Origin of the sequence: Bradyrhizobium sp. 199, assembly GCF_023073355.1 — a bacterium.
Classification (GTDB): domain Bacteria; phylum Pseudomonadota; class Alphaproteobacteria; order Rhizobiales; family Xanthobacteraceae; genus Bradyrhizobium.
In genome coordinates, this window is sequence record NZ_JADPJI010000002.1 from 1,128,742 (window position 1) to 1,153,630 (window position 24,889).

Here is a 24,889-nt window from a genome sequence, read left to right on the forward strand (position 1 = left end):
CGTGGCCCCTTACGCCAGGCAGCGGAACAAGAGCGCCGGATCGCGGTCGGGATCGATGCGTAACCTGATCCCGCCCCACTCGATGCGGGACCGTTCTCCGGTGAGGAGGTTTTCGAGTGTCGTCACATGGTGTCGCTGCCCACCGGCGTCAACGGTGACGTCGCCGAGCGGGAGCCAGCATTCGCGCACACGGCGCGACAGCGCAATCACGATGACGACAGTGTTGGCGGGCTCGGCCGCCGCCTTGACGAAGGCGATCGTCTCGCCGTCTTCGATGCCGAGAAAACGCAAGTTCGCCGTTTGCTGAAGTGCGGCGTTGTCGTTGCGGATGCGGTTGAGCGCGGCAATGTAGGATTTGATGTTGCCGGGCTTGTCCCAGTCGCGCTGCTTGATCTGATATTTCTCGGAATCCAGATACTCCTCGCGGCCGGGAATCGCCTCGTGTTCGAGCAGCTCGAACCCGCTGTATACGCCGTAGCTGCCCGACAATGTCGCCGCCAGCGCAACGCGCGACTTGAACGCCCAGGCTTCTCCGCTCTGGAGATGATAGGGCAGCAGATCGGGCGTGTTGACGAACAGGTTCGGTCGATAGAAGTCGCGCTCGGGATAGCGCGTCAGCTCGCCGAGATATTGCTCCAGCTCCCACCGCGAAGTGCGCCAGGGGAAATAGGTGAAGGACTGCGCAAAGCCGAGCTTGGCGAGGCCCTTCATCAGCTTTGGCCGCGCAAAAGTCTTGGAGAACAGGATCACCTCGGGATGCCGGCGGCGGATGTCGCGGATCAGCCAGTCCCAGAATGCAAGCGGCGCGGTGTCGTGGTTGTCGATGGCGAAGATGGTGACGCCATGGTCGATCCAGAACAGCATGGCGTCGCGAAAAGCGTTCCACAGGCCGACACGGTCGACTGAGGCGAAATCGGGGATCACGATGTCGGAATAGAGTTCATCCGCCGTCCGTACCGAGCGGTCCGGCCGCCATTTGAACCATTCCGGATGCTGCGTCAGCCAGGGATGGTCCGGCGAGCATTGCACGGCGAAATCGAGTGCCAGCTCGAGACCGTATTCCAGGCAGGTCGCGACCAGCGCGCGGAAGTCCTCGATGGTGCCGAGCGCGGGATGCAGCGCATCGTGGCCGCCCTCGGCGGCTCCGATCGCGTAGGGCGAGCCGGGTTCGCCTTCGGTTGCCACCGGCGCATTGTTGCGGCCTTTGCGGCGGTGACGGCCGATCGGGTGGATCGGCGTGAAATAGAGCACGTCAAAACCCATCGCCGCGATATCAGGCACGCGGGCGATGCAATCGCGGAGCGTGCCGTGCTGGCCGGGGATCCGGCTCTGGCTGCGCGGCATCATCTGGTACCAGGCGCCAAACCGCGCCTTGTCGCGGTCGATGGTCAGCGGGAAGGGCTGTGAGCGGGTCAGGTCGGGCCGTGACTGACTCTCGGCCATGGCATCGCCGAGCTCGGTCGCGAGCAGCGAGGTGACATCGCCGGTCTGAAGGTAATCCTCGCATTGTCTGACGATGATCGCCGCGGCGGCCTGCTGCGCGCCGTGCGCCTTGGTCAAGAGCCCGGCGCCCTCGATGGCATCAAGGCTGACATCGGCACCGGTGCGCTGCTTGCGCACGACCCCATGGGACCAGGTGGCGAACTCGTCGGTCCAGGCTTCCACTGCATAGACGTATTGGCCGGGCTCGACCGGCGTGAACGCACCGGACCAGCGGTCATTGCCATGATGGATCATCGGCTCGCGCCGCCAGTCCCGGTCCTGCTCAGGACGCCAGAGCAGCGCGGCGCTGACCACAGCGTCGCCGTCGCGGTAAACATCGGCCCACACCTCGACCCGTTCGCCCGCGATCCGCTTCACGGCGAAGCGGCCGCCATCGATCGCGGGATAGACGTCTTCGATGAGGAAAGCGCTGCCGGCTGCGGCACTTTCGACAGTTTGAATTGTCTTGTTCACGGTGATGCCATTGACAAGAAAGCAGGGGCCCGTTTCCCTTGTCGGGAACCTACGCTTGATACCTATATAGAAAGCCGCTTGTGTGTCATTAGTTCCCCCTGGGAACGGCAACCGCCGTTTGTGCGTTAAGGCCGACTAACGTCTTCCGCTGCCTCGTTAAAATCGATGCCCCCGGCAATCGGGTGGCCTGCAAGCTGCGTGCCGAATGGATCTTTTAGCTCAAGCCCGGATCAAGGGCGTCCAATCCGAATTTGTCGATGCTCTGGGGAAGTTGCGGGTCACCGACCCCGTGGCCCTCAAATTGATCCTCGACGCCCTGCCGGAGAAGCGGGTTTACCGCTTCGTCAGCGGGCCGGTCGTGGTTCGCGCGCTCGGACATCCGCGCACGGAATTGACGGCCATCGGCGCGCCGCCGCTGCAATGGACATTGGCCGCAAACGGCAAATCAATGGCCCAAGGCTTGATTGCGCAAGGCGAGACGCGCGAGCCTGTGATCGCCTGGCCCGCCGGCCTGCCGCTCGGTTATCACCGGTTGACACTGACCGATGCCGAAGGTGTGACGGAAGAGGTCCCGATGATCGTGGCGCCCGAGCGAGCCTTCGGCGGCGATTTCGACCGCGGCTGGCTGCTCGCCGTTCAGCTTTACAGCGTCCGTTCGGACCGCAATTGGGGCATCGGCGATTTCACCGACCTTGCCGGTCTGGTGCGGCTCGCCAAGCAGCTCGGGGCCGACGGCGTCGGGCTCAATCCGCTGCACGTCCTGTTCGACGACCACCCGGCCGATTGCAGCCCCTATTCGCCGAACAGCCGGCTGTTCCTCAACCCGCTCTATATCGACGTCGAGGCGATTCCCGAATTCTCGGCGGACCTCGTGCCCGACGCGGCCGCCACCGCCGCCCGACTGCGTGAAGGCGATCGCGTGCCCTATGCCGACATGGCGGCGCTGAAATGGCTGGCTTTGCGCGCCGCCTTTAACAGCTTCGTGACGAGCGCGAGCGAAGCGCGCCGCAAGGAATTCGACGCCTTCCGCGCTGCCCGCGCGCCGCTGTTGTCGCGCTTTGCCTGCTTCGAGGTGCTACGCCATCGCTTCACCGCGCCGTGGTGGGAATGGCCGGTGGAATGGCAGCAGCCTGACGAGGCCAAATGCGCCGAGTTGCGCAACGGCCCCGACAAGCGCGAGGTCGAATTCGTCGAATTCGTGCAATGGACGGCTGACGCGCAGCTGCATGCCGCCAAGGAGCTCGCAAGCCAGCTCGGCATGCGCGTCGGGCTCTACCTCGATGTCGCCGTCGGTGTGCAGTCCAACGGATTCGATGCCTGGAACGAGCAGATGGCGATCTCCCGTCATCTCGCCGTCGGCGCGCCGCCTGACGTGCTCAACACCATCGGCCAGGATTGGGGCCTTGCCGGCTTCAACGCCGGCGGTCTGGAAGCGCAATCCTTCGTGCCGTTCGCCGACATGCTCGCCGCTTCGATGCGCCATGCCGGCGCAATCAGGCTCGACCATGTGCTCGGCCTGAAGCGGCTCTATCTGGTGCCGCGCGGCTTCAAGCCGGACAATGGTGCCTATGTGCAGATGCCGTTCGAGGCGCTGCTTGGAGCCGTGGCGCGCGAGAGCGCGGCCCACAAATGCATCGTGATCGGCGAGGACCTCGGCACGGTGCCGGAAGGTTTCCGCGAGATGATGCAGGATTTCGGCATCTGGTCCTATCTCGTCATGATGTTCGAGCGGGACGAAACCGGCCGCTTCCGTCCCGTCGAGCATTACCGGCCCAACGCTCTGGTGACGTTGAACACGCATGATTTGTCGACCTATGCCGGCTGGCGCTCCTTTGGCGATCTCAAGATGAAGCGATCGCTCGGGCTCGATCCCGGCGAGAACGACCAGGCCCGCTGGGATGCGCTCGGCAGGCTCGACGAGATCCTGCGCCAGAACGGCATTCGTGCCAACGACCTCTATTCCGTGCTCGCCTTCCTGTCGCGCACGCCGTCCCGGCTGCTCGCTGTGTCGATGGAGGATCTGCTCGGCGTGATCGACCAGCCCAACATCCCCGGCACGATCGACGAACATCCGAACTGGCGCCAGCGCCTTCCCGTCGCGCTCGACAAGATCGCCTCGAAGATCGACCTCACGGCCTTGCGAGCGGCGACGCGGGAACGTTCGTTGAACGGCGGGAGTTGACGCGCAAGGGGTTTTCGGGGCTTTTCCAGGCTCGCACGACATTGTCTCAGAGGATCGAGGACTATGCGCTGATCGGTGATTGCGAGACCGCAGCGCTGGTCGGGCGCGACGGCTCGATCGACTGGCTGTGCTGGCCGGCCTTCGATTCCGACGCCTGCTTCGCCGCCATCCTCGGCAACCACAACAACGGCCGCTGGCTGATCGCACCGAGCGAGGACGTCACGAAGATTTCGCGCCGCTATCTCGGCGATACCCTCATCCTGGAAACGCATTTTGAGACCAAGAGCGGCGCCATTGCGCTGATCGACTTCATGCCGCCGCGCGGCAAGGCGTCCGATATCGTGCGGCTGGTGCGCGGCCTCACGGGCACGGTGAAAATGCGGATGGAGCTCGTCATCCGCTTCGGCTTCGGCGCCGATATTCCCTGGGTGCGGCGGATCGATCATTCCCTGATGGCAATCGCCGGCCAGGACATGACGGTGCTGCGCACGCCGGTGCAGACCCGCGGCGAAAACCTGACCACGGTCTCCGACTTCGAAGTGAACGCCGGCGAGACCGTGCCGTTCGTGCTCAGCTACGGCCCCTCGCATCTCGACCCACCCGCGCCGATCGAACCGGAAATCGCGCTCCGGGACACCGAGGAATTCTGGAAGGATTGGTGCGGCCATTGCGCCCGCGACGGCGACTATCGCGGCCTGATCATGCGCTCGCTGATCACGCTGAAAGCGCTGACTTTCGGACCGACCGGCGGCATCGTCGCGGCGCCCACCACCTCGTTACCGGAGAAGCTCGGCGGCAGCCGGAATTGGGATTATCGCTTCTGCTGGCTGCGCGATGCCACCTTCACGCTGCTGGCGCTGATGAACTCGGGCTATACCGAGGAAGCCTCGGCCTGGCACAATTGGCTGTTGCGCGCGGCCGCCGGCTCGCCGGCGAACATGCAGATCATGTACGGCATCTGGGGCCAGCGGCGGCTGTTGGAATGGGAGGCGGCCTGGCTCGACGGCTATGAGGGCGCGCAGCCGGTGCGCGTCGGCAATGCCGCGCATGCGCAGCTCCAGCTCGACGTCTATGGCGAGTTGATCGATGCCTTCCACCAGTCGCGCATGGCCAAGCTCAAGCTCGACGATGAAACGACCTGGGCGCTGGAATGCGCCGTGCTCAATCATCTCGCCGAAGTGTGGGACCGGCCCGATCACGGCATCTGGGAGCGGCGCGGCGAGCCCAAACACTACGTCTTCTCCAAGGTGATGACGTGGGTCGCCTTCGACCGCGGCATCAAGAGCGCCGAGACCTTTGGTTTCAAGGCGCCGCTGTTGCACTGGCGGGCCCTGCGCGAGGCCATTCATCGCGATGTCTGCAACAGGGGATTTGACGCGGAGGAAAACGCCTTCGTCGAATCCTATGGCTCGAAACTGCTCGATGCCAGCGTGCTGCTGCTGCCTTCTGTCGGTTTTCTGCCGGCGGAAGATCCACGCATCCGCGGCACCATCGCGGCGGTCGAGACATGTCTGATGCGCGACGGCTTCGTGCTGAGGCACGATCCGCGCGAGTTGCCTGTGGGGCAGCCGCCGCTCGAAGGCGCGTTCCTGGCCTGCACGTTGTGGCTGGCCGATGCCCACGTGCTGTCGGGCGATCTCGACAAGGCGCAAGGATTGCTCGACCGCGTGGCCGGCATCGCGAACGACGTCGGTCTATTGGCCGAGGAATACGATTCAGTCGCGCGGCGCCAGACCGGAAATTTCCCGCAGGCGCTGACCCACATCGCGCTGATCAACACCGCGCACAATCTGTCGGCGGCAAGGCAAAAGAGCGAGAAGCCGGCGATGCAGCGATCGAAGTGAGGCAGGCGCCCCTTGTGTGGGAGGGAACGTACCTCGTTGGAGCCTCTGTTGAGGCTCGTCCCGTCAAGCTTCACCCAACCCCATTCCGCTTCAAGATCATCTCCATCGCTTCCGCAAAACCGTCCTGCTCGTTGGTCGCGGTCACGTGGGTGGCCTGATCCTTGACGTTATCGGCGGCGTTGCCCATGGCGACCGAGACGCCGCTGACGGCGAACATCGCGAGGTCGTTCTGCATGTCGCCGATGGTGGCGACCGCATCGGTGGCAATCCCGAGGCGCTTGGCCATCGCCTTGACGAACGTGCCCTTGTTGAAGCCGGGCGGGGTGATGTCGAGATAATAGGTCTGCGAACGCACGGCGGTGGCCTCAACGCCGAGCGCTTCCTGCATCGCCTTCTCGCAAGCCTCGAGGCCGGCGGCATCGGCGCTGGCGCCGACGATCTTGCAGGCGCTGGCAAGGTAGGGCGAGAAGTCGGTCACGATGGTCGGATCGGAGCGGATCGTGTGCTGCTCATGCGCGACGTACTTGCCTTCGGGGTTGTCGATCAGCCATTTGTCGGTGGTGAACAGCCAGATATCTGCACCGAATTGACGCAGGATCTGCAGGGACCGCTCGGCCGCTTTTGCGGGGATGAGATGCTGCTCGAGCGGCCGCAGCTCGGGATCGACGATCGAGGAGCCGTTGAAGGGGCCGACCGGCAGCCACAATGCCAGCGGCTCGATCAAAAAGCGCATGCCGATGGCGGGGCGGCTGGAGGTGATGGTGAAACCGATGCCGGCCTGGTGCAGCCGCCGCACCGCACTCCTCGCACGTTCCGTCAGCGTCTTGTCCTTGGTCAGCAGCGTGCCGTCGACGTCGGAGACGACCAGTGAGATTTGCGTCATGGCAGGACCTAACGTTTCTGTTGCTTCAGCGTCTCGCGCCGCCCAGTTTCAGTTGCCGCACGATGCCATCCACGATCGCCTCGACGGTTTCGTCGATCGAAACGGTGACGACGTGCTCGCCCGCCTCCGGAGGCTCCAGCGTGTCGAACTGGCTCTTCAGCAACCCGGGAGGCATGAAATGGCCCTTGCGCTGCGCGAGCCGCTCGGCGATCACCTCCTTGGTGCCCTTCAGGAACACGAAGCGGACGTCATCGCGCCCGCGCAGCAGCACGTCACGATAGGTGTGCTTCAGCGCCGAGCAGGCGATGATGATGTGTCCGCCGCCTCCGCAGACCCGCGCGATCTCGTCGGCGATGGCGTTGAGCCAGGGCCAGCGGTCCTCGTCGGTGAGCGGATGGCCCGCCCGCATCTTCTCGACATTGCTGGCGGGGTGAAAGCTGTCGCCGTCCTCGAAGCGCCAGCCGAGCCGCTCGCCGAGCGCATTCGCAACCGTGCTCTTGCCCGAACCCGACACGCCCATCACGATCAATGCACAAGGTGCTTCAACGCCTGCCACGAATATCCTCCGGAAGCGCGGCCTGGTCGACCAGCCAGACGGTCTCACCATTCGAGCGCGCGCGTGTCGCCGGCAGAGTCTCGCCGTTGAGGAGGCGCGTCAAGATCACCTGCTTGTCGTGCCCGGCAATCTCGAACAGCATTTCACGACAGGAAGCCAAAACGGGCAGGGTGAGCGAGACCCGCGGCACGAACGGCGGCACATTGGCTTTGGGGACGCCGACCACCCAGCGTCCTGTCTCCTCGATCTCGGGGTAGCCCGGGAAGAGCGAAGCCGTGTGGCCGTCGGGGCCGACGCCCATCAGGACCAAGTCGAACAGCGGCCGTGCCGGATCGAGGTTTTCGGCGCCGTAAAAAGCTTGCAGCTCGCGCGCATAGGCTTCGGCGCTGCGATCAGGATTGTCGGCCGTGGTCGGGATCGGGTGAATATGGCCGGAGGGCGCGTTGCGATCGAGAAACGTCGCGCGCGCGACCGCCATGTTGTTGAGAGGGTCGCTGTCGGGGACAAAGCGCTCGTCGCCGATGAACCAGTGCACGCGCTCCCACGGAATCGCGCCGCGCCAGGCATCACTGCCGAGCAGTTGATACAGCTTCTTCGGGCTGGAGCCGCCGGTCAGGCAAATCGCGATGCGGCCGGCGTTGGCTGCGATCCGCGCCATCACCCGTTCGGCCGCGGCGCGCGCCAGCGCCTCGGCGTCGGCTGCGACGATCAGCTTCGGCTGGTCCGCCGCCGCCATCACGAGAATTTCCGCCAGCTTCGCCCGTCGCGCCGGAGCAGTTCGTCGGCACAGGCGGGTCCGTCGCTGCCGGCCTGGTAGGCCTCGATGCCGTTGCTGCCAGCGTTCTTCCAGGCATCCAGGAATGGCTGCACCGCCTGCCATCCGGCTTCGATGCCATCGGCGCGCTGGAACAGGATGTTGTCGCCGATCATGCAGTCGTAGATCAGCGTCTCATAGCCGGTCGAGGGATCGGCCCGGAAGTAGTCGCCATAGCGGAACTTCATCTCGACGCCGTCGATGGTGACGCTCGGCCCCGGGATCTTGGCGTTGAACTGCAGCTCGATCGTCTCGGTCGGCGCGATGCCGATGGTGAGGAAGTTCTGGGAGAGGCGATCGACAGCCGTGCCTGAGAACATCGACAGCGGGGCCTGCTTGAACTTGATCGCGACCTCGGTGCGCTTGTTGCCCAGCGCCTTGCCGGTTCGCAAATAGAAGGGAACCCCGGCCCAGCGCCAGTTGTCGATCATCAGCTTCAGCGCGACAAAGGTCTCGGTGGTGCTGCCGGGCTTGACGTCCTCGGTCCTGCGATAGTCCGGGATATCGTCGTCACCGATGCGGCCTGCGAGATATTGCGCGCGGACCGAGTTTTTCAGCGCTTCCTCCGGGCTCGGCTGCTGGATCGCGGTCAGCACCTCGGCCTTTTCGGAGCGGACCGAATGGGCATCGAAGCGCGCAGGCGGCTCCATCGCGACCAGCGACATCAGCTGGAACAGATGGTTCGGCACCATGTCGCGCAACGCGCCGGTGGCGTCGTAGAAGCCGCCGCGATGGCCGACGCCGAGCTTCTCCTCCACGGTGATCTGGATGTGGTCGATGTGGTTACGATTCCAGATCGGCTCGAACATGCCGTTGGCAAAGCGCAGCACCAGGATGTTCTGCACCGTCTCCTTGCCGAGATAATGATCGATCCGGTAGATCTGGTGCTCGTCCATGATCTTCAGGAGCTCGGCGTTGAGCGCGCGTGCCGAGGCGAGGTCGGTGCCGAACGGCTTTTCGATCACCAGCCGCCGCCAGGCGCCGTTCTCCTTGGTCAGGCCGGTGCGGCCAAGCTCGCGCGCGGTCGGCGCGAATGCGGCGGGCGGGGTGGCAAGATAGAACAGCCGGTTGCCGCCGGTCCCTTCCGAGCATTCCAGCGTATCGAGATGCTTGCTCAGCCGGTCGAACGAGGGCGGATCCTTCGGATCGGCCTCGACGAAGGTCACGCATTGCAGGAGCTGTTTCGCGATGACATCGTCGACGGGGCGGGTGGCGAACTCGCGCAGGCCTTTCATCAGGCTGTCGCGCAGCTCGCCATCCGACTGCGCCTTGCGGCCGACGCCGACGACGCAGAATTTCTCCGGCAGCATGTTCTCGGCCGCCAGATTGTAGAGCGACGGCATCACCAGCCGATGGGTGAGGTCGCCGGTCGCGCCAAAGATGACGAAGGCGCAATTTTCCGGCTTGCGCTTGGCCTGCGGGTCTTTTGTCACGAATGATTGGCCTTCGCTTGTTGCGCTTACTTGGGCTTCGCTGCGATCGGCTGCTTCGGCTCCTTGTGGCCGCCGAACCCTGCGCGCATCGCGGAGAGAATTTTCTCGGCGAAGGTGTGTTCCTTGCGGGATCGGAAACGGGTGTAGAGTGCCGCGGTGAGGACCTCGGCCGGCACCGCCTCGTCGATCGCCGCATTCACGGTCCAGCGTCCCTCGCCGGAATCCTCGACGAAGCCGGAATATTCCGACAGAAGCGGGCTGTCGGCGAGCGCGGTCGAGGTGAGGTCGAGCAGCCAGGACGGGATCACCGAGCCACGCCGCCACACCTCCGCGATGTCGGCGAGTTCGAAATCGTAGCGGTGGTCAGCCGGCAGCGCCTCGATGTTGGCATTCTTGAGAATGTCAAAACCTTCGGCATAGGCCTGCATCAGGCCGTATTCGATGCCGTTGTGGATCATCTTGACGAAATGGCCGGCGCCGACGGGGCCGGCATGGATGTAGCCCTGCTCGATGCGCGGATCGCGTCCCCCGCGTCCCTCCGTGCGCGGAATGTCCCCGGCACCGGGCGCGAGCGCGGCGAAGATCGGATCGAGCCGGTCGACCACTTGCTTCTCGCCGCCGATCATCATGCAATAGCCGCGGTCGAGACCCCAGACCCCGCCGGAGGTGCCAACGTCGACATAGTGGATGCCGCGCGCCTTCAGTGCCTTGCCGCGGCGAACGTCGTCCTGCCAGAAGGTGTTGCCGCCGTCGATGATGACATCGCCGTTCTGCATCACGCCCGCAATCGTGTCGATTGTGGCCTCTGTGATGTGGCCGGCCGGCAGCATCACCCAGGCCGTGCGGGGACGCTCGAGTTTCGAGATGAATTCCTCGAGCGTTGCGGAGCCCACCGCGCCGTCGGCGGCAAGGCTAGCTACGGCCTTGGCGTCCTTGTCATAGACCACGGTCGAATGTCCGTGGCGCATCAGGCGGCGAACGATGTTGCCGCCCATTCGGCCGAGGCCGATCATGCCGAGTTGCATTTGCAGAATTCCCTTAGTTCAGCGCCTCGTTAAGCGCCGCATTGAGTGCCGCAAGCCCCTTCTTGAGCCCGCCCTTGAGGTGAACGCGCAGCGCGCGCCGGCCGCGTTCGGTGAGCACGTCGAAATCGCCGCGTGCCTGCGCTGCCTTGATCACGCCGAAGCTCGCCTTTTGGCCAGGCACCGCAAGATCCTTGGCATCGTCGGCCGTGATCTGAAGGAACACGCCGCTGTCGGGCCCGCCCTTGTAGGCCTGCCCGGTCGAATGCAGGAAGCGTGGTCCGAACTCGGCGCAGGTCGCAACCTGACGCTTCTCGCGCACCTCGAGCCGCATCGCCTGGAGTGCATCGATCGTGCTCTTGTCACGCGCGATGTAGCCGAGCAGGGCGACGTAGTCGCCCTCGCCCGAGCGGGAGAGATGCGCCTTCAGCCAGGAGGTGAGATCGCCATTGGCGCCGGCGGCGCGGAGCGCCGTTGCGTTGGCCTCGTCGGTGTAAAGATCGGCTTCATCCGTGCTGACCACCGGCTCCTCGGCCGGCAACGCGCCGGTCTTTTCGAACGACGCCGTGAGCTCGCGGGTCTTGATCTTGGCGGCTTCAACGTCGGGCTGGTCGAACGGGTTGATGCCGAGGATCGAGCCTGCCACCGCGGTTGCCATCTCGAAGCGGAAGAACTCCTGGCCGAGATGGTCGATCGACTTCATGGCAATGCGTACGACGGGGTGGCCGGCCGCTTCGACCGCGGCAAGCTTGGAGTCATGGGCGGCGTCCGCTTCGCCCTCGACGCGGATGTCGATGAAGAAGCGGTCATTGCCGTAGACGGAAGGGTCGCCCAGCGGCTCGCCCTCTATCGGGATCAGGCCCTTGCCTTCCTTGCCGGTCGATTCCGCGATCAGCTGCTCGGCCCAGGCGCCGAAATCGGCGATCTTCTTCGATGCCAGGATCGTCACCTTGTCGCGGCCTTCAAGGCCGGCGAGGCCGATGGCGAGGCCGAGCTGCACGCCCGGATTTTCACTCGGCGGCACGTCCGGTCCGCAGGAGCGGGCCATCGCAAGCGCATGCTTGATGAAGGTCTTGACGTCGATGCCGGCCGTCGCCGCCGGCACCAGGCCGAACGGCGAGAGCACGGAGTAGCGTCCGCCGATCGAGGGCTCGCCGTGGAAGATGCGCGCATAGTTCAGCTTCTTGGCCGCCTTCTCCAGCGACGAGCCGGGATCGGTCACCGCGATGAAGCGATGGCCGGTCTTCACCTTCGGCCCAACCGCCTTGGCAACCTGCTCATGGAAATAGTCCTTCATCGCGTTCGGCTCGGTGGTGCCGCCCGACTTGCTCGACACGATGAACACGGTGTTGGCGATGTCGATCCTGGCTTCCATCGCCCGCACTTGCGCGGGATCGGTGGAATCCAGCACGTGGAGCTTCGGGAAGCCTGGCTTCTTCCCAAACGTCTCGGCCAGCACCTCCGGCCCGAGGCTCGATCCGCCCATGCCGAGCACGACGGCGTCGGAGAATTTCTGGCCCTTCACCCGGCCCGCATAGTCTTCGTAGTCGGCCACGTCGGCCTTGGCTGCGCTGTCGAGCCAGCCGAGCCATTTGTCCTCGTCTGCGCCGGTCCACACCGACTTGTCGCGCTGCCAGAGCCTGCGAATTTTTGCCGACGCCCGCCATTCCTCCGTGCCCTTGGCCACGGCCTTGCCGAGCCCGTCACCGAGCGAGAGAGACTGGCGGTCGATCGCGGGCCCCAGTACGGTTGCGCGCTTGTGGGCGACCGCGCCATACAGCTTGTCGGCGGCATCGGCGAATTGCTTGACGCCGTCCTTGACCAGCTCTTCGGTGATGGCCGCGAGCGAGATGCCGGAGCGCTCCAGCTCCTCCAGCACGCGCCTTGCGTCATCGACATTCTCTTCCAGGCTGTCGCGCGGCCTGCCGTGGTCGCGGAACGCGTCCAGCGTCGCCGGCGGCACGGTGTTGATGGTGTCGGGGCCGATCAGCTCCTCGACATAGAGAACGTCGCGGTAGTCCTTGTTCTTGGTGCCGGTCGAGGCCCACAGCATGCGCTGCGGCTTGGCGCCCTTGGCGGCAAGCTTGTCCCAGCGCGGACCTGAGAACAGGCGCTTGTAATCCTGGTAGGCGACCTTGGCGTTGGCGATCGCGACCTTGCCCTTGAGCGCGGCGAGCCGCTCCTTCTCGGACGGATCGTTGGCGCGGGCGATCTTCTCGTCGAGCTGCTTGTCGACCACGGAGTCGATGCGGCTGACGAAAAAGCTCGCCACGCTCGCGACATGCGAGGGGTCGCCGCCGCCGGCGACGTATTTCTCCAGGCCGGCGATGTAGGCTTCGGCCACCTGGAGGTACACCTCCTTGGAGAACAGCAGCGTGATGTTGATGCTGATCCCGTCGCCGATCAGCGTCTCGATCGCCGGCAGGCCGTCGGGCGTCGCCGGCACCTTCACCATCAGGTTCTCGCGAGCGACGCTCTTCCAGAGCCGCCGCGCCTCCGCCACCGTGCCTGGCGTGTCGAGCGCCAGATACGGCGAGACCTCGAGGCTGACATAGCCGTCGCCGCCCTTGAGGCGGTCATAGACCGGGCGCAGCACGTCGGCTGCGTTCTGGATGTCCTCGACCGCGACGGCCTCGAACAGATCGGCCACGGCCCGGTCGCCGCGCTTCAGCGCCTTGCCGATCGGGGCGTCGTATTCGTCCGAACTGCCGATCGCCTTCTCGAAGATCGAGGGATTGGAGGTGACGCCCTTGACGCCGTCGGTGTCGATCAGCCGCTTCAGGTCGCCCTTGGCGATGAAGCCGCGGGCGAGGAAGTCCAGCCAGACGGCCTGGCCGTGCTTTTCCAGTTCTTTGACGGGATTCATGATGCTTATTTATCTCCAAGCCTGCGGGCGAGGGGTTTCCGCGCCGGTCCTGACGCGCTATCCTCTAACTCACATGCTCCCCGGAGGGAACCAATCAAGGGTAACGGCGTCATACCCTCCAGTGTAACTCCGTCGCGATCATGGCGATCCGGGCGGCAGTAGCCGTTGTTGCGTAAAAAGTCGTTGGCCGACGGTTCGGCCGGGTCTCGTTGCGTAACGTCGGCCGCTTCGTTTGTAAGCCAGTGGCGTGGAGTGCCATCAGTGGATTTCGGTCCGTCTGGTGCATCGTGGCTCGGCCGCGAATGGCCATGCTGGGGGAAAGCATGCACGCACAAACTGACGGTATCGCCGTCGCCAAAGCTCCGCCACCGGTCGCGCCGGCCGGATGCGTTGACGCATCGCACGATCTTGAAATCGGCCCATGTACGACCTTGCTGCGACTGCTGGTCGCCGCGGGCTTTACCATGACCCTGCTCAGTGCGAGCCTCGCCTTCGACTGGTGGGACGGTCTTGGCGATTACGACACGATGCTCGGATCTGCCGGCGTCGTGGTGTTCGCCCTGATGACCATCAGGCTGATCTGGATGCTTCCCACCGAGCGGGGGCCGGTAGTGGTGGTCACGCCCTACGGCATCCGCGATCTCCGCATCGGTAATGAATTTCTGCCGTGGGACTCGATTGCGGAAATTTCGGCTGAAGAATGCGGCGGTCACAAGATGATCGTGCTGACGCCGACGCCAGGCTTGCAGCGGCAGCTCTGCAGCATCCGCAATTTGGCCCGCGGTGCGCAGAACAATCGGATCGTCATCCGGTCGGAGGGCCTGGCGACCGATTTTGATACATTGCTGCGCGCTTGTCGCGACTGTCACAATGCGGTCGGCAGTCCGCGCACCGCATTGCAGCAGGAAGATGAACGCGGCACCCAACGCACCCAAGGCTTCGCCGTACAAGCGTCATAAGATCGCCGCTGGCCGATCCCTATGCTGCGGCGCCGGATCCCCGGTAACGCCCGGATGTTGCGACCAAGTGACAATTTCTCGAAATGAGCCAATATAGACAGAGATTCGCACAAATTAGGGGCAGGTGCCTGTTCGTAACTCAGCGACTGCCTACGTTGTGCGTTGCGTCGTGTTGGCACCCGGGTGTCCAATGATCGTCATGTGCTCACGCTGATTCGAAACGGCCTGAGGAACGGTCCGGTAACTGCTTTCGTTTCAGCTTGTAGCGGAACTCACGCGGAGAGGGATCATGTACAACGATTCTCTATTTAACGCTTTCGCTAAGTCGTTCGAGGCGAGAAGCCAACACGACATGTCGATGGCGGAATATCTGGAATCGTGTCGAAGCGATCCCATGAAATACGCGAACGCGGCCGAACGACTGCTAGCGGCGATCGGTGAACCCCAGACGATTGACACGGCCAAGGACCCACGCCTTGGCCGAATTTTTTTGAACCGCACGATCCGTACCTATCCGGCCTTCGCCGGCTTCTACGGCATGGAAGAAACCATCGAGCGCATCGTCGGTTTTTTCCGCCATGCGGCGCAAGGTCTGGAGGAGCGCAAGCAGATCCTCTATCTGCTCGGCCCGGTCGGCGGCGGCAAATCCTCGCTCGCCGAGCGGCTGAAGTCGCTGATGGAAGTGCATCCGATCTACGTGCTCAAGGCCGGCGATGAACTCTCGCCCGTGTTCGAGAGCCCGCTCAGCCTGTTCGATCCCGATCAGCTCGGCCCGATGCTGGAGGAGAAGTACGGCATTCCGCGCCGTCGTCTCACCGGCCTGATGAGCCCGTGGTGCTACAAGCGGCTGGAAGCCTTCGGCGGCGACATTTCCCAGTTTCGGGTCGCAAAAATCCAGCCGTCTCGGCTGCGCCAGATCGGGATCGCCAAGACCGAGCCGGGTGACGAGAACAACCAGGATATCTCCTCGCTGGTCGGCAAGGTCGACATCCGCAAGCTCGAAACCTACGCGCAGAACGATCCCGACGCCTACAGCTATTCCGGCGGCCTCAACCGCGCCAACCAGGGCGTGCTCGAGTTCGTCGAGATGTTCAAGGCCCCGATCAAGATGCTGCACCCGCTGCTGACCGCAACGCAGGAAGGCAACTATATCGGCACCGAAAACATCGGCGCGATCCCGTTCACCGGCGTCATCCTCGCGCATTCCAACGAAGCGGAGTGGTCGAGCTTCAAGGCCAACAAGAACAACGAAGCCTTCATCGACCGCATCTGCGTGATCAAGGTGCCGTACTGCCTGCGGATCACGGAGGAGCAGAAGATCTACGAGAAGCTGATCCAGGGCTCCGAGCTGGCGGCGGCGCCTTGTGCGCCCTCGACGCTGGAGACGCTGGCGCGGTTCTCGGTGATGTCGCGCCTGCGCAAGCACGAGAATTCCACGGTGTTCGCCAAGATGCGGGTCTACGACGGGGAGAGCCTGAAGGAATCCGATCCAAAGGCGCGCAGCGTCCAGGAATATCGTGACGCCGCCGGCGTCGACGAGGGCATGGACGGTGTCTCCACGCGCTTCGCCTTCAAGATCCTGGCCGCCACCTTCAACCACGATCCGCAGGAAGTCGCCGCCGACGCCGTGCATCTGATGTACGCGCTGGAGCAGTCGATCAAACGCGAGCAGCTGCCCGAGGAAGTCGAGAAGCGCTACCTCGAATTCATCAAGGCGGATCTGGCGCCGCGTTATGCCGAGTTCATCGGCAACGAGATCCAGAAGGCCTATCTGGAATCCTACTCGGATTACGGCCAGAACCTGTTCGATCGCTACGTCGATTATGCCGACGCCTGGATCGAGGACCAGGACTTCAAGGATCCCGACACGGGCCAGCTGCTCGATCGCGAGCTTTTGAACCAGGAGCTGACGAAAATCGAGAAACCGGCGGGCATCGCCAATCCCAAGGACTTCCGCAACGAGGTCGTCAAATTCTCGTTACGGTCGCGGGCCCAGAACGGCGGCAAAAATCCGACCTGGACCTCCTACGAGAAGATTCGCGACGTGATCGAAAAGAGGATATTCTCCCAGGTCGAGGACCTGCTTCCGGTCATCTCCTTCGGGTCGAAGAAGGACGGCGAGACGGAGAAAAAGCATGGCGAGTTCGTCGCACGCATGGTGGAGCGCGGCTACACCGAGCGTCAGGTTCGCCGGCTCGTCGAATGGTACATGCGCGTGAAGCAGGCCGGTTGAGGCGGATGGGAGGCGAATGGTAAAGTGCCCATTCACATTATTGACAGGCGCCTGAATCCAGGCGGCAAGAGTCTTGAGAACCGCCAGCGGTTCTTGCGTCGGGCCAAGTCCCTGGTGCAGGGCGCCGTCAAGAAGACCTCGCAGGAACGCGACATCAAGGACGTCCTGGAGGGGGGCGAAGTCACGATCCCCCTCGACGGCATGCACGAGCCGCGCTTCCGCCGCGATGGCGGAACGCGCGACATGGTGCTGCCCGGCAACAAGAAGTTCATCGAGGGTGACTATCTCCAGCGCTCTGGCCAAGGCAGTGCCAAGGATTCCGGGCCGGGCGAAGGCGACAGCGAGGACGCGTTCCGCTTCGTACTGAGCCGTGACGAGTTCGTGGATCTCTTCCTCGACGATCTCGAGCTGCCGGATCTGGCCAAGCGCAAGATCGCGCAGACCGAGAGCGAGGGCATCCAGCGCGCCGGCTATACCACCTCCGGCTCGCCGTCCAACATTTCGGTCGGCCGGACGGTGCGGCTTGCGCTTGCGCGCCGCATCGCGCTCAAGCGTCCGCGCAAGGACGAGATCGAGGAACTGGAAGCCGCGATTGCCGCATGCACGGATGAGGACGAGCGTGTGATGCTGCTGGCCCAGCTGGAAAAGCTGAAAGCGAAAATCAAGCGCATTCCCTTCATCGATCCCCTCGACATCCGCTTCCGCCGCTTTGAGACGGTGCCGAAGCCCGTTGCCCAGGCCGTGATGTTCTGCCTGATGGACGTGTCGGGCTCGATGTCCGAGCACATGAAGGATCTCGCCAAGCGCTTTTACATGCTGCTCTACGTGTTCCTGAAGCGCCGCTACAAGCATGTCGAGATCGTCTTCGTCCGCCACACCGACCGCGCCGAGGAGGTCGACGAGCAGACCTTCTTCTACGGCCCGGCCTCGGGCGGCACGCTGGTGTCCAGCGCGCTGCAGGCGATGCACGAGATCGTGCGCGAGCGCTTCAATCCGTCGGACTGGAACATCTATGCCGCACAAGCCTCCGACGGCGACAATTCCTATTCCGACGGCGAGCTCGCGGGCATGCTGCTGACCGACAAGATCCTGCCGGTCTGCCAGTTCTTTGCCTATCTCGAGGTCGGGGAATCCGGCGGCAGCGCCTTCGATCTCTCCGACTCCTCGCTCTGGACCCTCTATGAACGCCTGCGCAACAGCGGCGCTCCGCTCTCGATGCGCAAGGTCTCGGAGCGCAGCGAGATCTTTCCGGTGTTCCACGATTTGTTTCAGCGTCGCGAGACTGCCCAGGAGAAAGCCGCTCCATGACGGAACGATTGTTCGAAGGCGCGGATTGGGATTTCCGCACCTTGCAGCGCATCACCGATGCCTGCGAGGAGGTGGCGCTGAAGGATCTCGGGCTCGACGTCTATCCGAACCAGATCGAGGTCATCACCGCCGAGCAGATGCTGGATGCGTATTCGTCGGTCGGCATGCCGCTGTTCTACAAGCACTGGTCGTTCGGCAAGCATTTTGCGTACCACGAGGCGTCCTATCGCAAAGGCCTGATGGGACTCGCCTACGAGATCGTCATCAACTCCTCGCCTTGTATCTCCTATCTGATGGAGGAGAACACGGCGACGATGCAGACGCTGGTGATCGCCCACGCCGCCTTCGGCCACAACCACTTTTTCAAGAACAATTATCTGTTCAAGCAGTGGACCGATGCCGACGGCATCCTGGATTATCTCGACTTCGCCAAGACCTATGTCATGCAATGCGAGGATCGCTACGGCCGCGTCGAGGTCGAGCGTACGCTCGATGCCGCGCACGCGCTGATGTCGCACGGCATCGACCGCTATCCCGGCAAGAAGAAGCTTGACCTGCGCGCTGAGGAGAAGCGGGCAGGGCGCCGCCGTCAGCACGAGGAGGAGGTCTTCAACGACCTCTGGCGCACTGTGCCCAAGGGCGCGGCCAAGAGCCGGACCGCGCTCAGCATCGAGCGCCGCCGAAAGCTGCTCGGCCTGCCGCAGGAGAACCTGCTCTACTTCCTGGAGAAGAGCGCGCCGCGCCTGGCACCGTGGCAGCGCGAGCTGCTGCGCATCGTCCGTCACATCGCGCAATATTTCTATCCGCAGAGTCAGACCAAGGTGATGAACGAGGGGACGGCGACCTACGTCCACTATCGCATCATGACCAAACTGCACGAGCAGGGCCGCATCAGCGACGGCAATTTCCTGGAATTCCTGGGATCGCACACCAACGTGGTGTTCCAGCCCGAATTCGACGACCCGCGCTTCTCCGGCTTCAATCCCTATGCGCTCGGCTTTGCCGTGATGCAGGACATCGAGCGCATCGTCACCAGACCGGAAGACGAGGACCGGGAGTGGTTCCCTGACATCGCCGGCAAGAACGACGTCATGGGCGTGCTGCGCGACGTCTGGGCCAATTACCGCGATGAAAGCTTCATCGCGCAGTTCCTGAGCCCGAAGCTGATGCGGCACTTCCGCATGTTCCACCTGCACGACGATCCCGAGGAGCGCGCCGGCATCCGGGTCGACGCCATCCACGACGAGCGTGGCTTCCGGCGCGTTCGCCGTGAGCTGGCGCGGCAGCACGACGTCGGCTTCATCGATGCCAATATCGAGGTGGTCGATGTCGATCTCTCCGGCGACCGGCGGCTGATCCTGCATCACCATGTCATCAAGGGCTCGCAGCTCAACGAGACCGACGCCAAGCGCGTGCTGCAGCATCTGGCCGATCTCTGGACCTACGACGTCGCGCTGATCGAGGTCGATTCCAACGACAAGGTCATGCGCGAATACGTCGTGAGCCCGCGCCCGATCTCGGCGGTGGCCTGACCCCGCTGACTACGCCTGGAGCATCGATGTGGCGGATAGCTCGCCCGCGGCCGATCCTTCGAGACGCCCGCCGTTGGCGGGCCCTCAGGATGAGGACGGAGTCTGCGGCTGCAATTTCGACCCATAGGGACGCTGCCTAGCCTCATCCTGAGGATGACCGCGGAGCGGTCGTCTCGAAGGACGAGGCGCTTGCGTTGGCCGCCGCCGAGAATTTGTGCCGACTCGAGGTGCCTTAAATCGATTTCTTCTTCGCCGGCTTCTTCTTGCTCACATTCAACTCCACCGCGGCGCGGATCAGCGCCTTCAACGCCTTGTCGTCGATCTTTTCGCCTTCGCGAATATCGATCGCACGCCGCACGTTGCCGTCGAGGCTGGAGTTGAACAGGCCCGCCGGATCCTCCAGCGCCGCGCCCTGGGCAAAGGTCATCTTCACCACCTCCTTGTAGGTCTCGCCGGTGCAGATGATGCCGTTGTGCTCCCATACGGGAACACCGCGCCATTTCCACTCCTCGACGATTTCAGGGTCGGCCTGCTTGATCAGCTCGCGGATCCGCGCAAGCGTCTGGCCCCGCCAGTCGCCGAGCTCCTTGATCCTGCCGTCGATCATCTTGGAGGGCGACGGCCCATTCGCGTCCTTCGCGCTGCTCTTCTTCGCCACTGCCTTCTTCACGAGCTTGCCTCGCTGCGCGCGCCGCCACGCTGGCCGAGATAAGGCAGCGCGAACAGATAGAGCCCGGTCGCGAGCAGCGGAATCAGCGGAACGAGCGCCAGGAAGCCGATCCAGACGGCCTGGACCTGCATGGTCATCGCCACGATGTTGGCGATGACCGCGAGCGTAAAAGCCATCGACAACCAGCGATGAATCTGCCGAACCCACATATGCGTGCTCACGAGAGACCTCCTTTGTGATCGATCGAAATGGACGCCGGCGGAGCTAGTCAGCCCGCGCCAGCACCTCGTCCAGCTTGTTGAAGAACTGCTTCCAGCCGGCGTGCGCGCCGCCATAGGCCTGCTTCTGCATCGGGCCGAAGCCCGCCTGCTCGACCCGCAGATGCGTGCCGGCGCTCGTCGGGGTGAGCGTGAAGGTCACGACACTCTTGAGGTCGAAGGCGGCGTCCTCATGCGAGAAATTCCAGGTATAGGCGAGGCTCTTCTGCGGCTCGATGGTGAGCACCTCGCAATCCAGCACGCCGCCCCATTCACCGCGCAGATTGAAGCGATGTCCGACCGAGGGCTTGAAGTCGTTCTTCATCAGCCATTCCTCGATCAGATGCGGCTGCGTCAGCGCACGCCAGAGGCGCTCCGCTGGAAACGCGAATTCGCGCTCGATCACGACGGAACGCATATCGGCGGCAGCTTCGTTCATTGGTCCATCCTCTTCAGGAGATCGTCGAGTGCGTCGAGCCGCCTCTGCCAGAAGCCGGCCATCTGGCTGGTCCAGTCGATCAGCGGATCGAGCGCGCCGGGCTGGGCGCTGTAATGGGTCTGCCGTCCCTCATGGCGGTCGCGCACGAGGCCGGCGAGCTTCAGAGCGCCGAGATGTTTCGACACGGCTGGCTGGGAAACGCCCGACAGTGCCGTCAAGGCCCCGACCGTCTGCTCGCCCTCACGACACAGCCGCTCGAAGATCGCCCGCCTGGTGGGGTCGGAGAGCGTCCTGAACAGGAGATCGTGGGCGGGTGACATAGCGATCCATAACCAATAAGTTATGGGTTAATTCATAACCTTAGGGTTATGGATAAGTCAAGAAGGATGTTGCGCCAAGCGGCGCCACATCCTCGGTCGTTGCGAGCGCAGCGAAGCAATCCAGTCCCTGCGTGGAGGCAGACTGGATTGCTTCGTCGCAAGGGCTCCTCGCAATGACGGCAAGAAGGCTGCGTGAGCACGCAATCCTACGGCCGCAAATACAAATACCCCTGCGACTGCAGCTCGGCCAGACGAACCACGCCGCCTTTCTCTGCACTGACAAAGCCCGGCAACAGATCCGTCAGCGTGACGTTCTGTGCCTTCATCGTGTTGCCGCACGCCGCGAGCTCGACGCCGTCCCTGGAGAATTCGCTGACTCGCTTGCTGATGTCGGGGTTGGCCTGTCCGCCGTGAAATGCCTTCAGCGCCGGCCCGTGGATCACCAGCGCGATCGTGACACGCTCCGCGCCGCCGACGCCGTCGATGTGGTTCTGGATATTGCCGAGCACGAAATTGACCTTCTCGGCGTCGCTGAGATGATAGACGACCTTCAGCTTGTTCGACGCCGCGGCCTCGGTTGCCGCCCTTGCGCCCGACGTGCCCAGCGCTGCGCCCAAAGCCGAGACGGCACTCCACAAGATGCTGCGGCGGTTCATGGCGGTCTCCCTAGCCTGCTTCGCCGGGACACATATCACTTGTGACGCAGCGCCGCGAGTTCCTTGCGATCCGTCACCAGCGAAGCGCATTCGCCGTTGTCGGTGCGGTCGAGCCGGAAAATCTTGTCGTCGGCGTCAGCGACGAGCGATTGCTCGGCATCGTCGTCTGGCTTGTTGTTTTGCCAGACGCGGACCTGCTCGAGCCGGACGATGGCCGACTTGTTGTCCTTGGACAGCGCCACCTCGATGCCGCCGCCCTCGCAGTCGACACCGCAGCCCATCCGGACCTCGTCGCCCTGGCTGAGAAGCGCCGCATGGCTGCCGCACGAGCCGCTGGAGTCGAAATCGCCGGAGCGGTGGCGGTAGCGAAAGCCGAGGCGGAAGGAATTGTGCAGCCGCTTGTCCTCCTTGTCGGTTTCCGCCGAGATCAGCAGCTTCATGGAAGCCACTTTTTGTTTGGCATGCCGCGCCAGGTGCTCGGCATCGTAGCGGCGGATGAAGCAGGCGTAGGCCTTGTCTGCAGGCGTCCCCCTATAAAGCCGCGCATGGAAGGCCTCGGCTTCCGCATTGCTGGTCTCGCGGACCTTGTCGGCGTCGCCGGCGTGCGCGGCGCTGGACAGCGCAGCCAAGGCTAGGACAGCAAAGATGGAGAGCTTCATGATGACCTTGCGCCCGTGACAAGTTTTGCCGCAGCAGGACAGAGCCGCTGTCTGTTGGACGCAGGCGAGGTGCTCCGCGTTCAATCTCCGACGGCGCGGACCATCGCGGTACCTTCACGCCGGACCTTAGTCGCGAACGAGATCAAGAAGGTTCAAAGCGGTGGAGCTCGTGCAAATCGGAACTTGATGCCGACAATTGCTGCGACATTGTCTCCGTTCGTCAATGTGGTAGCCTTCACAGACGATCGCCTCCGGCGGTCGTAAGCTGGGGCTACCTTGTAGGTTTGTGGAGTCCCCCGCAATGGGCGAAATTCGCAACTTTAGATCCGGGAATGACGAGCCGCCTTCGCACGGCCCTATGCCTCGTCGTCTCGCGGCCATCATTGTCGGTGACATCGCTTCCTACAGTCGCCTGATGCAGTCCGACGAGGAGGGAACGCACGTCCGCGTCAAGCGGATCGAGCGGGATCTCATCCAGCCCAGCATCGTCGAGCACCATGGAAGCCTGGTGAAGACCACGGGCGATGGCTTCATCGCGATTTTCGACAGTCCGGTCGAGGCCGTCCGGTGCAGCATCGTCATCCAGCAGAACCTCATCGGCCGCAACGCCTCGCTTCCGAAGGATACCCGGATCGAGTACCGAATTGGCGTCAATCTCGGTGACGTCATCGTAGAGCCCGATGACGTCTACGGCGACGGCGTCAACATCGCCACGCGCATCGAAGGCATCGCCGAGCCGGGCCAGGTGTATATCTCCGGCGCGATCTACGAGCAGATCAAGCACAAGGTCGTATGCGGTTACGAGTCGCTCGGGGACCGCAAAGTCAAGAACATCACCGATCCCGTGCGCGTCTATCGCGTGCTGCCGGATGCAGATGCGGTCGGCAGGACCCGAGGGCGGCGCGAGAATGCTCTGATCTTTCTCCTCGGAATCACGCTGTCTGTGATTGCCGCGGGCGTGCTGTGGTATCTGCTGGCTCAGGCGCCCGGCAGGGTGAGCGAGCAGGCCGCCGTGCCCACCGCTTCTCCGGCCGCATCACCGAGTCCGCAGCCTCCGCCGCGCGAAGCGGCGGCGCAGACGCCGCAGCCTTCGCCCTCGGCTTCATCATCTCCGTCGCCCGCTCCGGCGCCAAATCAATCGACAGCTCAATCGCCAATTCCCGTCCGCGAACCCGAGATGATCGCGATTCGCGGCGGCAGCTTTGCGATGGGAAGCAATGACGACCCGACCGAGCGTCCTGTCCACCAGGTGACGATCAAGCCGTTCTCGATCGGCAAATATCCCGTGACCGTGCAGGAATGGAACGAGTGCGCCGCTGCGAAGGCGTGCGGCTTCACGGCCATCGGCAAGGACGATGCGCCGGTCAGCAACGTCAGCTGGACGGACGCGCAGCAATATGCGGCCTATCTCGCTCAGGCGACGAAGAAGACTTATCGGCTTCCAACCGAAGCCGAATGGGAATATGCCGCGCGCGGCGGAACGCAGACCAAATATTGGTGGGGCGACAAGCTGCAGCCGGGCGTGGCCGGTTGCAAGGATTGCGGTGATCTCGCGGCCGAGCAGCCAGCGAAGGTCGGTAGCTTCAGGCCGAATCCGTTCGGGCTCCACGACATGGGCGGCGGTATCGATCAGTGGGTCGAGGACTGCTGGCATAAGACCTATCAGGGCGCACCCGGTGACGGCTCGGCATGGAGCAGCGGGGACTGCAGCGCTCACGTCCTGCGCTCGGGCTCCTGGAAGAACGATTCGAGATATGTGCGGCCGTCCAACCGCGACGGCTACGACACCAATGTTCGTTATCCGACGCACGGATTCCGCGTGGCGCTCAGTCCTTAAGTGGTGGAGTTGGTTTGATGCAGATCCTTGGTTGCGTCGCGCTGGCGGCGGCGCTCGCATTGCTCCCGGGGGCAGCCCTTTCGCAAGGCAAGACGGCCCCCAAGGACGCAAAGCTCTATTTCATCACCCCGCATGACGGGCAGAAGGTCCGCGGCGGATTCTGGGTGCGCTTCGGCTTGCGCAACATGGGAGTGACCCATGCCGGCGACGACTATCAGAACGCCGGCCATCATCATTTGCTGATCGACGTCAACGACCCAATCGATCCCAAGGAGCCGATCCTGCAGGACAAGTCGCATCTGCATTTCGGGGCAGGGCAGACCGAAACGCTGCTCGAGCTTCCGCCAGGGACGCACACGCTTCAGCTCGTGCTGGGCGATGCGAGGCACTATCCGTTCGAGCCACCTATCGTGTCGGAGAAGATCACCGTCCGCGTCAGGCAGCCCGCCGCAGCGCGCTAGGC

21 protein-coding genes are annotated in these 24,889 nt (G+C 63.6%); 8 read left to right on the forward strand and 13 right to left on the reverse strand.

What is annotated here, in order from left to right:
• Positions 1-9: 9 nt before the first annotated feature.
• On the reverse strand, positions 10-1,956 hold the full coding sequence (locus tag IVB28_RS05365; RefSeq protein ID WP_247524996.1) for a maltotransferase domain-containing protein: 1,947 nt from the start codon (positions 1,954-1,956) through the stop codon (positions 10-12).
• A 205-nt stretch (positions 1,957-2,161) separates the two neighbouring features.
• Here IVB28_RS05365 and malQ point away from each other — a divergent pair, with 205 nt between their 5' ends.
• Both malQ and IVB28_RS05375 read left to right on the forward strand, forming a co-directional pair.
• Positions 2,162-4,138 (forward strand): 4-alpha-glucanotransferase, encoded by a 1,977-nt coding sequence (malQ, locus tag IVB28_RS05370; RefSeq protein ID WP_247524997.1) that lies wholly within the window; start codon positions 2,162-2,164, stop codon positions 4,136-4,138.
• Between the two features lie 41 nt (positions 4,139-4,179).
• Positions 4,180-5,982, forward strand: a complete 1,803-nt coding sequence (locus tag IVB28_RS05375; RefSeq protein WP_247524998.1) for a glycoside hydrolase family 15 protein — start codon at positions 4,180-4,182, stop codon at positions 5,980-5,982.
• A gap of 70 nt (positions 5,983-6,052) precedes the next feature.
• On the opposite strand, the gene IVB28_RS05380 is transcribed toward IVB28_RS05375, so the two are convergent.
• From IVB28_RS05380 to IVB28_RS05405, 6 genes are read right to left on the reverse strand one after another with little or no spacing between them, the layout of a single operon-like run.
• Positions 6,053-6,865 carry an HAD family hydrolase gene (locus IVB28_RS05380; protein ID WP_247524999.1) on the reverse strand — a complete coding sequence of 271 codons (813 nt, stop codon included), beginning with the start codon at positions 6,863-6,865 and terminating at the stop codon, positions 6,053-6,055.
• 25 nt (positions 6,866-6,890) lie between these two features.
• On the reverse strand, positions 6,891-7,421 hold the full coding sequence (locus IVB28_RS05385) for a gluconokinase (RefSeq protein ID WP_247525000.1): 531 nt from the start codon (positions 7,419-7,421) through the stop codon (positions 6,891-6,893).
• Positions 7,408-8,157, reverse strand: a complete 750-nt coding sequence (gene pgl / locus IVB28_RS05390; protein WP_247525001.1) for a 6-phosphogluconolactonase — start codon at positions 8,155-8,157, stop codon at positions 7,408-7,410. The genes IVB28_RS05385 and pgl overlap by 14 nt, the downstream gene beginning before the upstream one ends.
• On the reverse strand, positions 8,157-9,668 hold the full coding sequence (zwf, locus tag IVB28_RS05395) for a glucose-6-phosphate dehydrogenase (RefSeq protein WP_247525002.1): 1,512 nt from the start codon (positions 9,666-9,668) through the stop codon (positions 8,157-8,159). The genes pgl and zwf overlap by 1 nt, the downstream gene beginning before the upstream one ends.
• Positions 9,669-9,694: 26 nt before the next feature.
• Positions 9,695-10,693: a phosphogluconate dehydrogenase (NAD(+)-dependent, decarboxylating) gene (gene gnd / locus IVB28_RS05400; protein WP_247525003.1), complete on the reverse strand. Its 999-nt coding sequence runs from the start codon at positions 10,691-10,693 to the stop codon at positions 9,695-9,697.
• A 13-nt stretch (positions 10,694-10,706) separates the two neighbouring features.
• Complete coding sequence (locus IVB28_RS05405; protein WP_247525004.1) at positions 10,707-13,556, reverse strand: bifunctional transaldolase/phosoglucose isomerase; 2,850 nt, start codon at positions 13,554-13,556, stop codon at positions 10,707-10,709.
• A 302-nt stretch (positions 13,557-13,858) separates the two neighbouring features.
• Between IVB28_RS05405 and IVB28_RS05410 the strand changes: the two genes are divergently transcribed.
• The 4 genes from IVB28_RS05410 to IVB28_RS05425 all read left to right on the forward strand — a co-directional run bounded on the left by IVB28_RS05410 (position 13,859) and on the right by IVB28_RS05425 (position 19,588).
• Positions 13,859-14,515 carry an STM3941 family protein gene (locus tag IVB28_RS05410; protein ID WP_247525005.1) on the forward strand — a complete coding sequence of 219 codons (657 nt, stop codon included), beginning with the start codon at positions 13,859-13,861 and terminating at the stop codon, positions 14,513-14,515.
• Between the two features lie 289 nt (positions 14,516-14,804).
• The gene (locus IVB28_RS05415) at positions 14,805-16,748 is read left to right on the forward strand and encodes a PrkA family serine protein kinase (protein ID WP_247525006.1); all 1,944 of its coding nucleotides are present in this window, start codon (positions 14,805-14,807) and stop codon (positions 16,746-16,748) included.
• A gap of 30 nt (positions 16,749-16,778) precedes the next feature.
• A complete protein-coding gene (locus tag IVB28_RS05420; protein WP_247525349.1) occupies positions 16,779-18,056 on the forward strand; it encodes a YeaH/YhbH family protein in 1,278 nt (425 codons plus the stop codon).
• Complete coding sequence (locus tag IVB28_RS05425; protein ID WP_247525007.1) at positions 18,053-19,588, forward strand: SpoVR family protein; 1,536 nt, start codon at positions 18,053-18,055, stop codon at positions 19,586-19,588. The genes IVB28_RS05420 and IVB28_RS05425 overlap by 4 nt, the downstream gene beginning before the upstream one ends.
• A gap of 232 nt (positions 19,589-19,820) precedes the next feature.
• On the opposite strand, the gene IVB28_RS05430 is transcribed toward IVB28_RS05425, so the two are convergent.
• From IVB28_RS05430 to IVB28_RS05455, 6 genes are all read right to left on the reverse strand, one after another.
• Positions 19,821-20,258 (reverse strand): DUF1801 domain-containing protein, encoded by a 438-nt coding sequence (locus IVB28_RS05430; RefSeq protein WP_247525008.1) that lies wholly within the window; start codon positions 20,256-20,258, stop codon positions 19,821-19,823.
• The gene (locus IVB28_RS05435) at positions 20,255-20,479 is read right to left on the reverse strand and encodes a hypothetical protein (protein ID WP_247525009.1); all 225 of its coding nucleotides are present in this window, start codon (positions 20,477-20,479) and stop codon (positions 20,255-20,257) included. Before IVB28_RS05435 ends, IVB28_RS05430 begins: the two co-directional genes overlap by 4 nt.
• A gap of 43 nt (positions 20,480-20,522) precedes the next feature.
• A complete protein-coding gene (locus IVB28_RS05440; RefSeq protein ID WP_247525010.1) occupies positions 20,523-20,954 on the reverse strand; it encodes an SRPBCC domain-containing protein in 432 nt (143 codons plus the stop codon).
• Entirely contained in the window at positions 20,951-21,274 is a 324-nt protein-coding gene (locus tag IVB28_RS05445) for a metalloregulator ArsR/SmtB family transcription factor (RefSeq protein WP_247525011.1), read from the reverse strand. Before IVB28_RS05445 ends, IVB28_RS05440 begins: the two co-directional genes overlap by 4 nt.
• A gap of 206 nt (positions 21,275-21,480) precedes the next feature.
• On the reverse strand, positions 21,481-21,930 hold the full coding sequence (locus IVB28_RS05450; RefSeq protein WP_247525012.1) for a DsrE family protein: 450 nt from the start codon (positions 21,928-21,930) through the stop codon (positions 21,481-21,483).
• A gap of 35 nt (positions 21,931-21,965) precedes the next feature.
• Positions 21,966-22,589, reverse strand: coding sequence for a hypothetical protein (locus tag IVB28_RS05455; RefSeq protein ID WP_247525013.1), 624 nt, complete (start codon positions 22,587-22,589; stop codon positions 21,966-21,968).
• A 301-nt stretch (positions 22,590-22,890) separates the two neighbouring features.
• On the opposite strand from IVB28_RS05455, the gene IVB28_RS05460 reads away from it, so the two are divergent.
• On the forward strand, positions 22,891-24,426 hold the full coding sequence (locus tag IVB28_RS05460; RefSeq protein WP_247525014.1) for an SUMF1/EgtB/PvdO family nonheme iron enzyme: 1,536 nt from the start codon (positions 22,891-22,893) through the stop codon (positions 24,424-24,426).
• 17 nt (positions 24,427-24,443) lie between these two features.
• The gene (locus tag IVB28_RS05465) at positions 24,444-24,887 is read left to right on the forward strand and encodes a DUF4399 domain-containing protein (protein WP_247525015.1); all 444 of its coding nucleotides are present in this window, start codon (positions 24,444-24,446) and stop codon (positions 24,885-24,887) included.
• Positions 24,888-24,889: the final 2 nt, after the last annotated feature.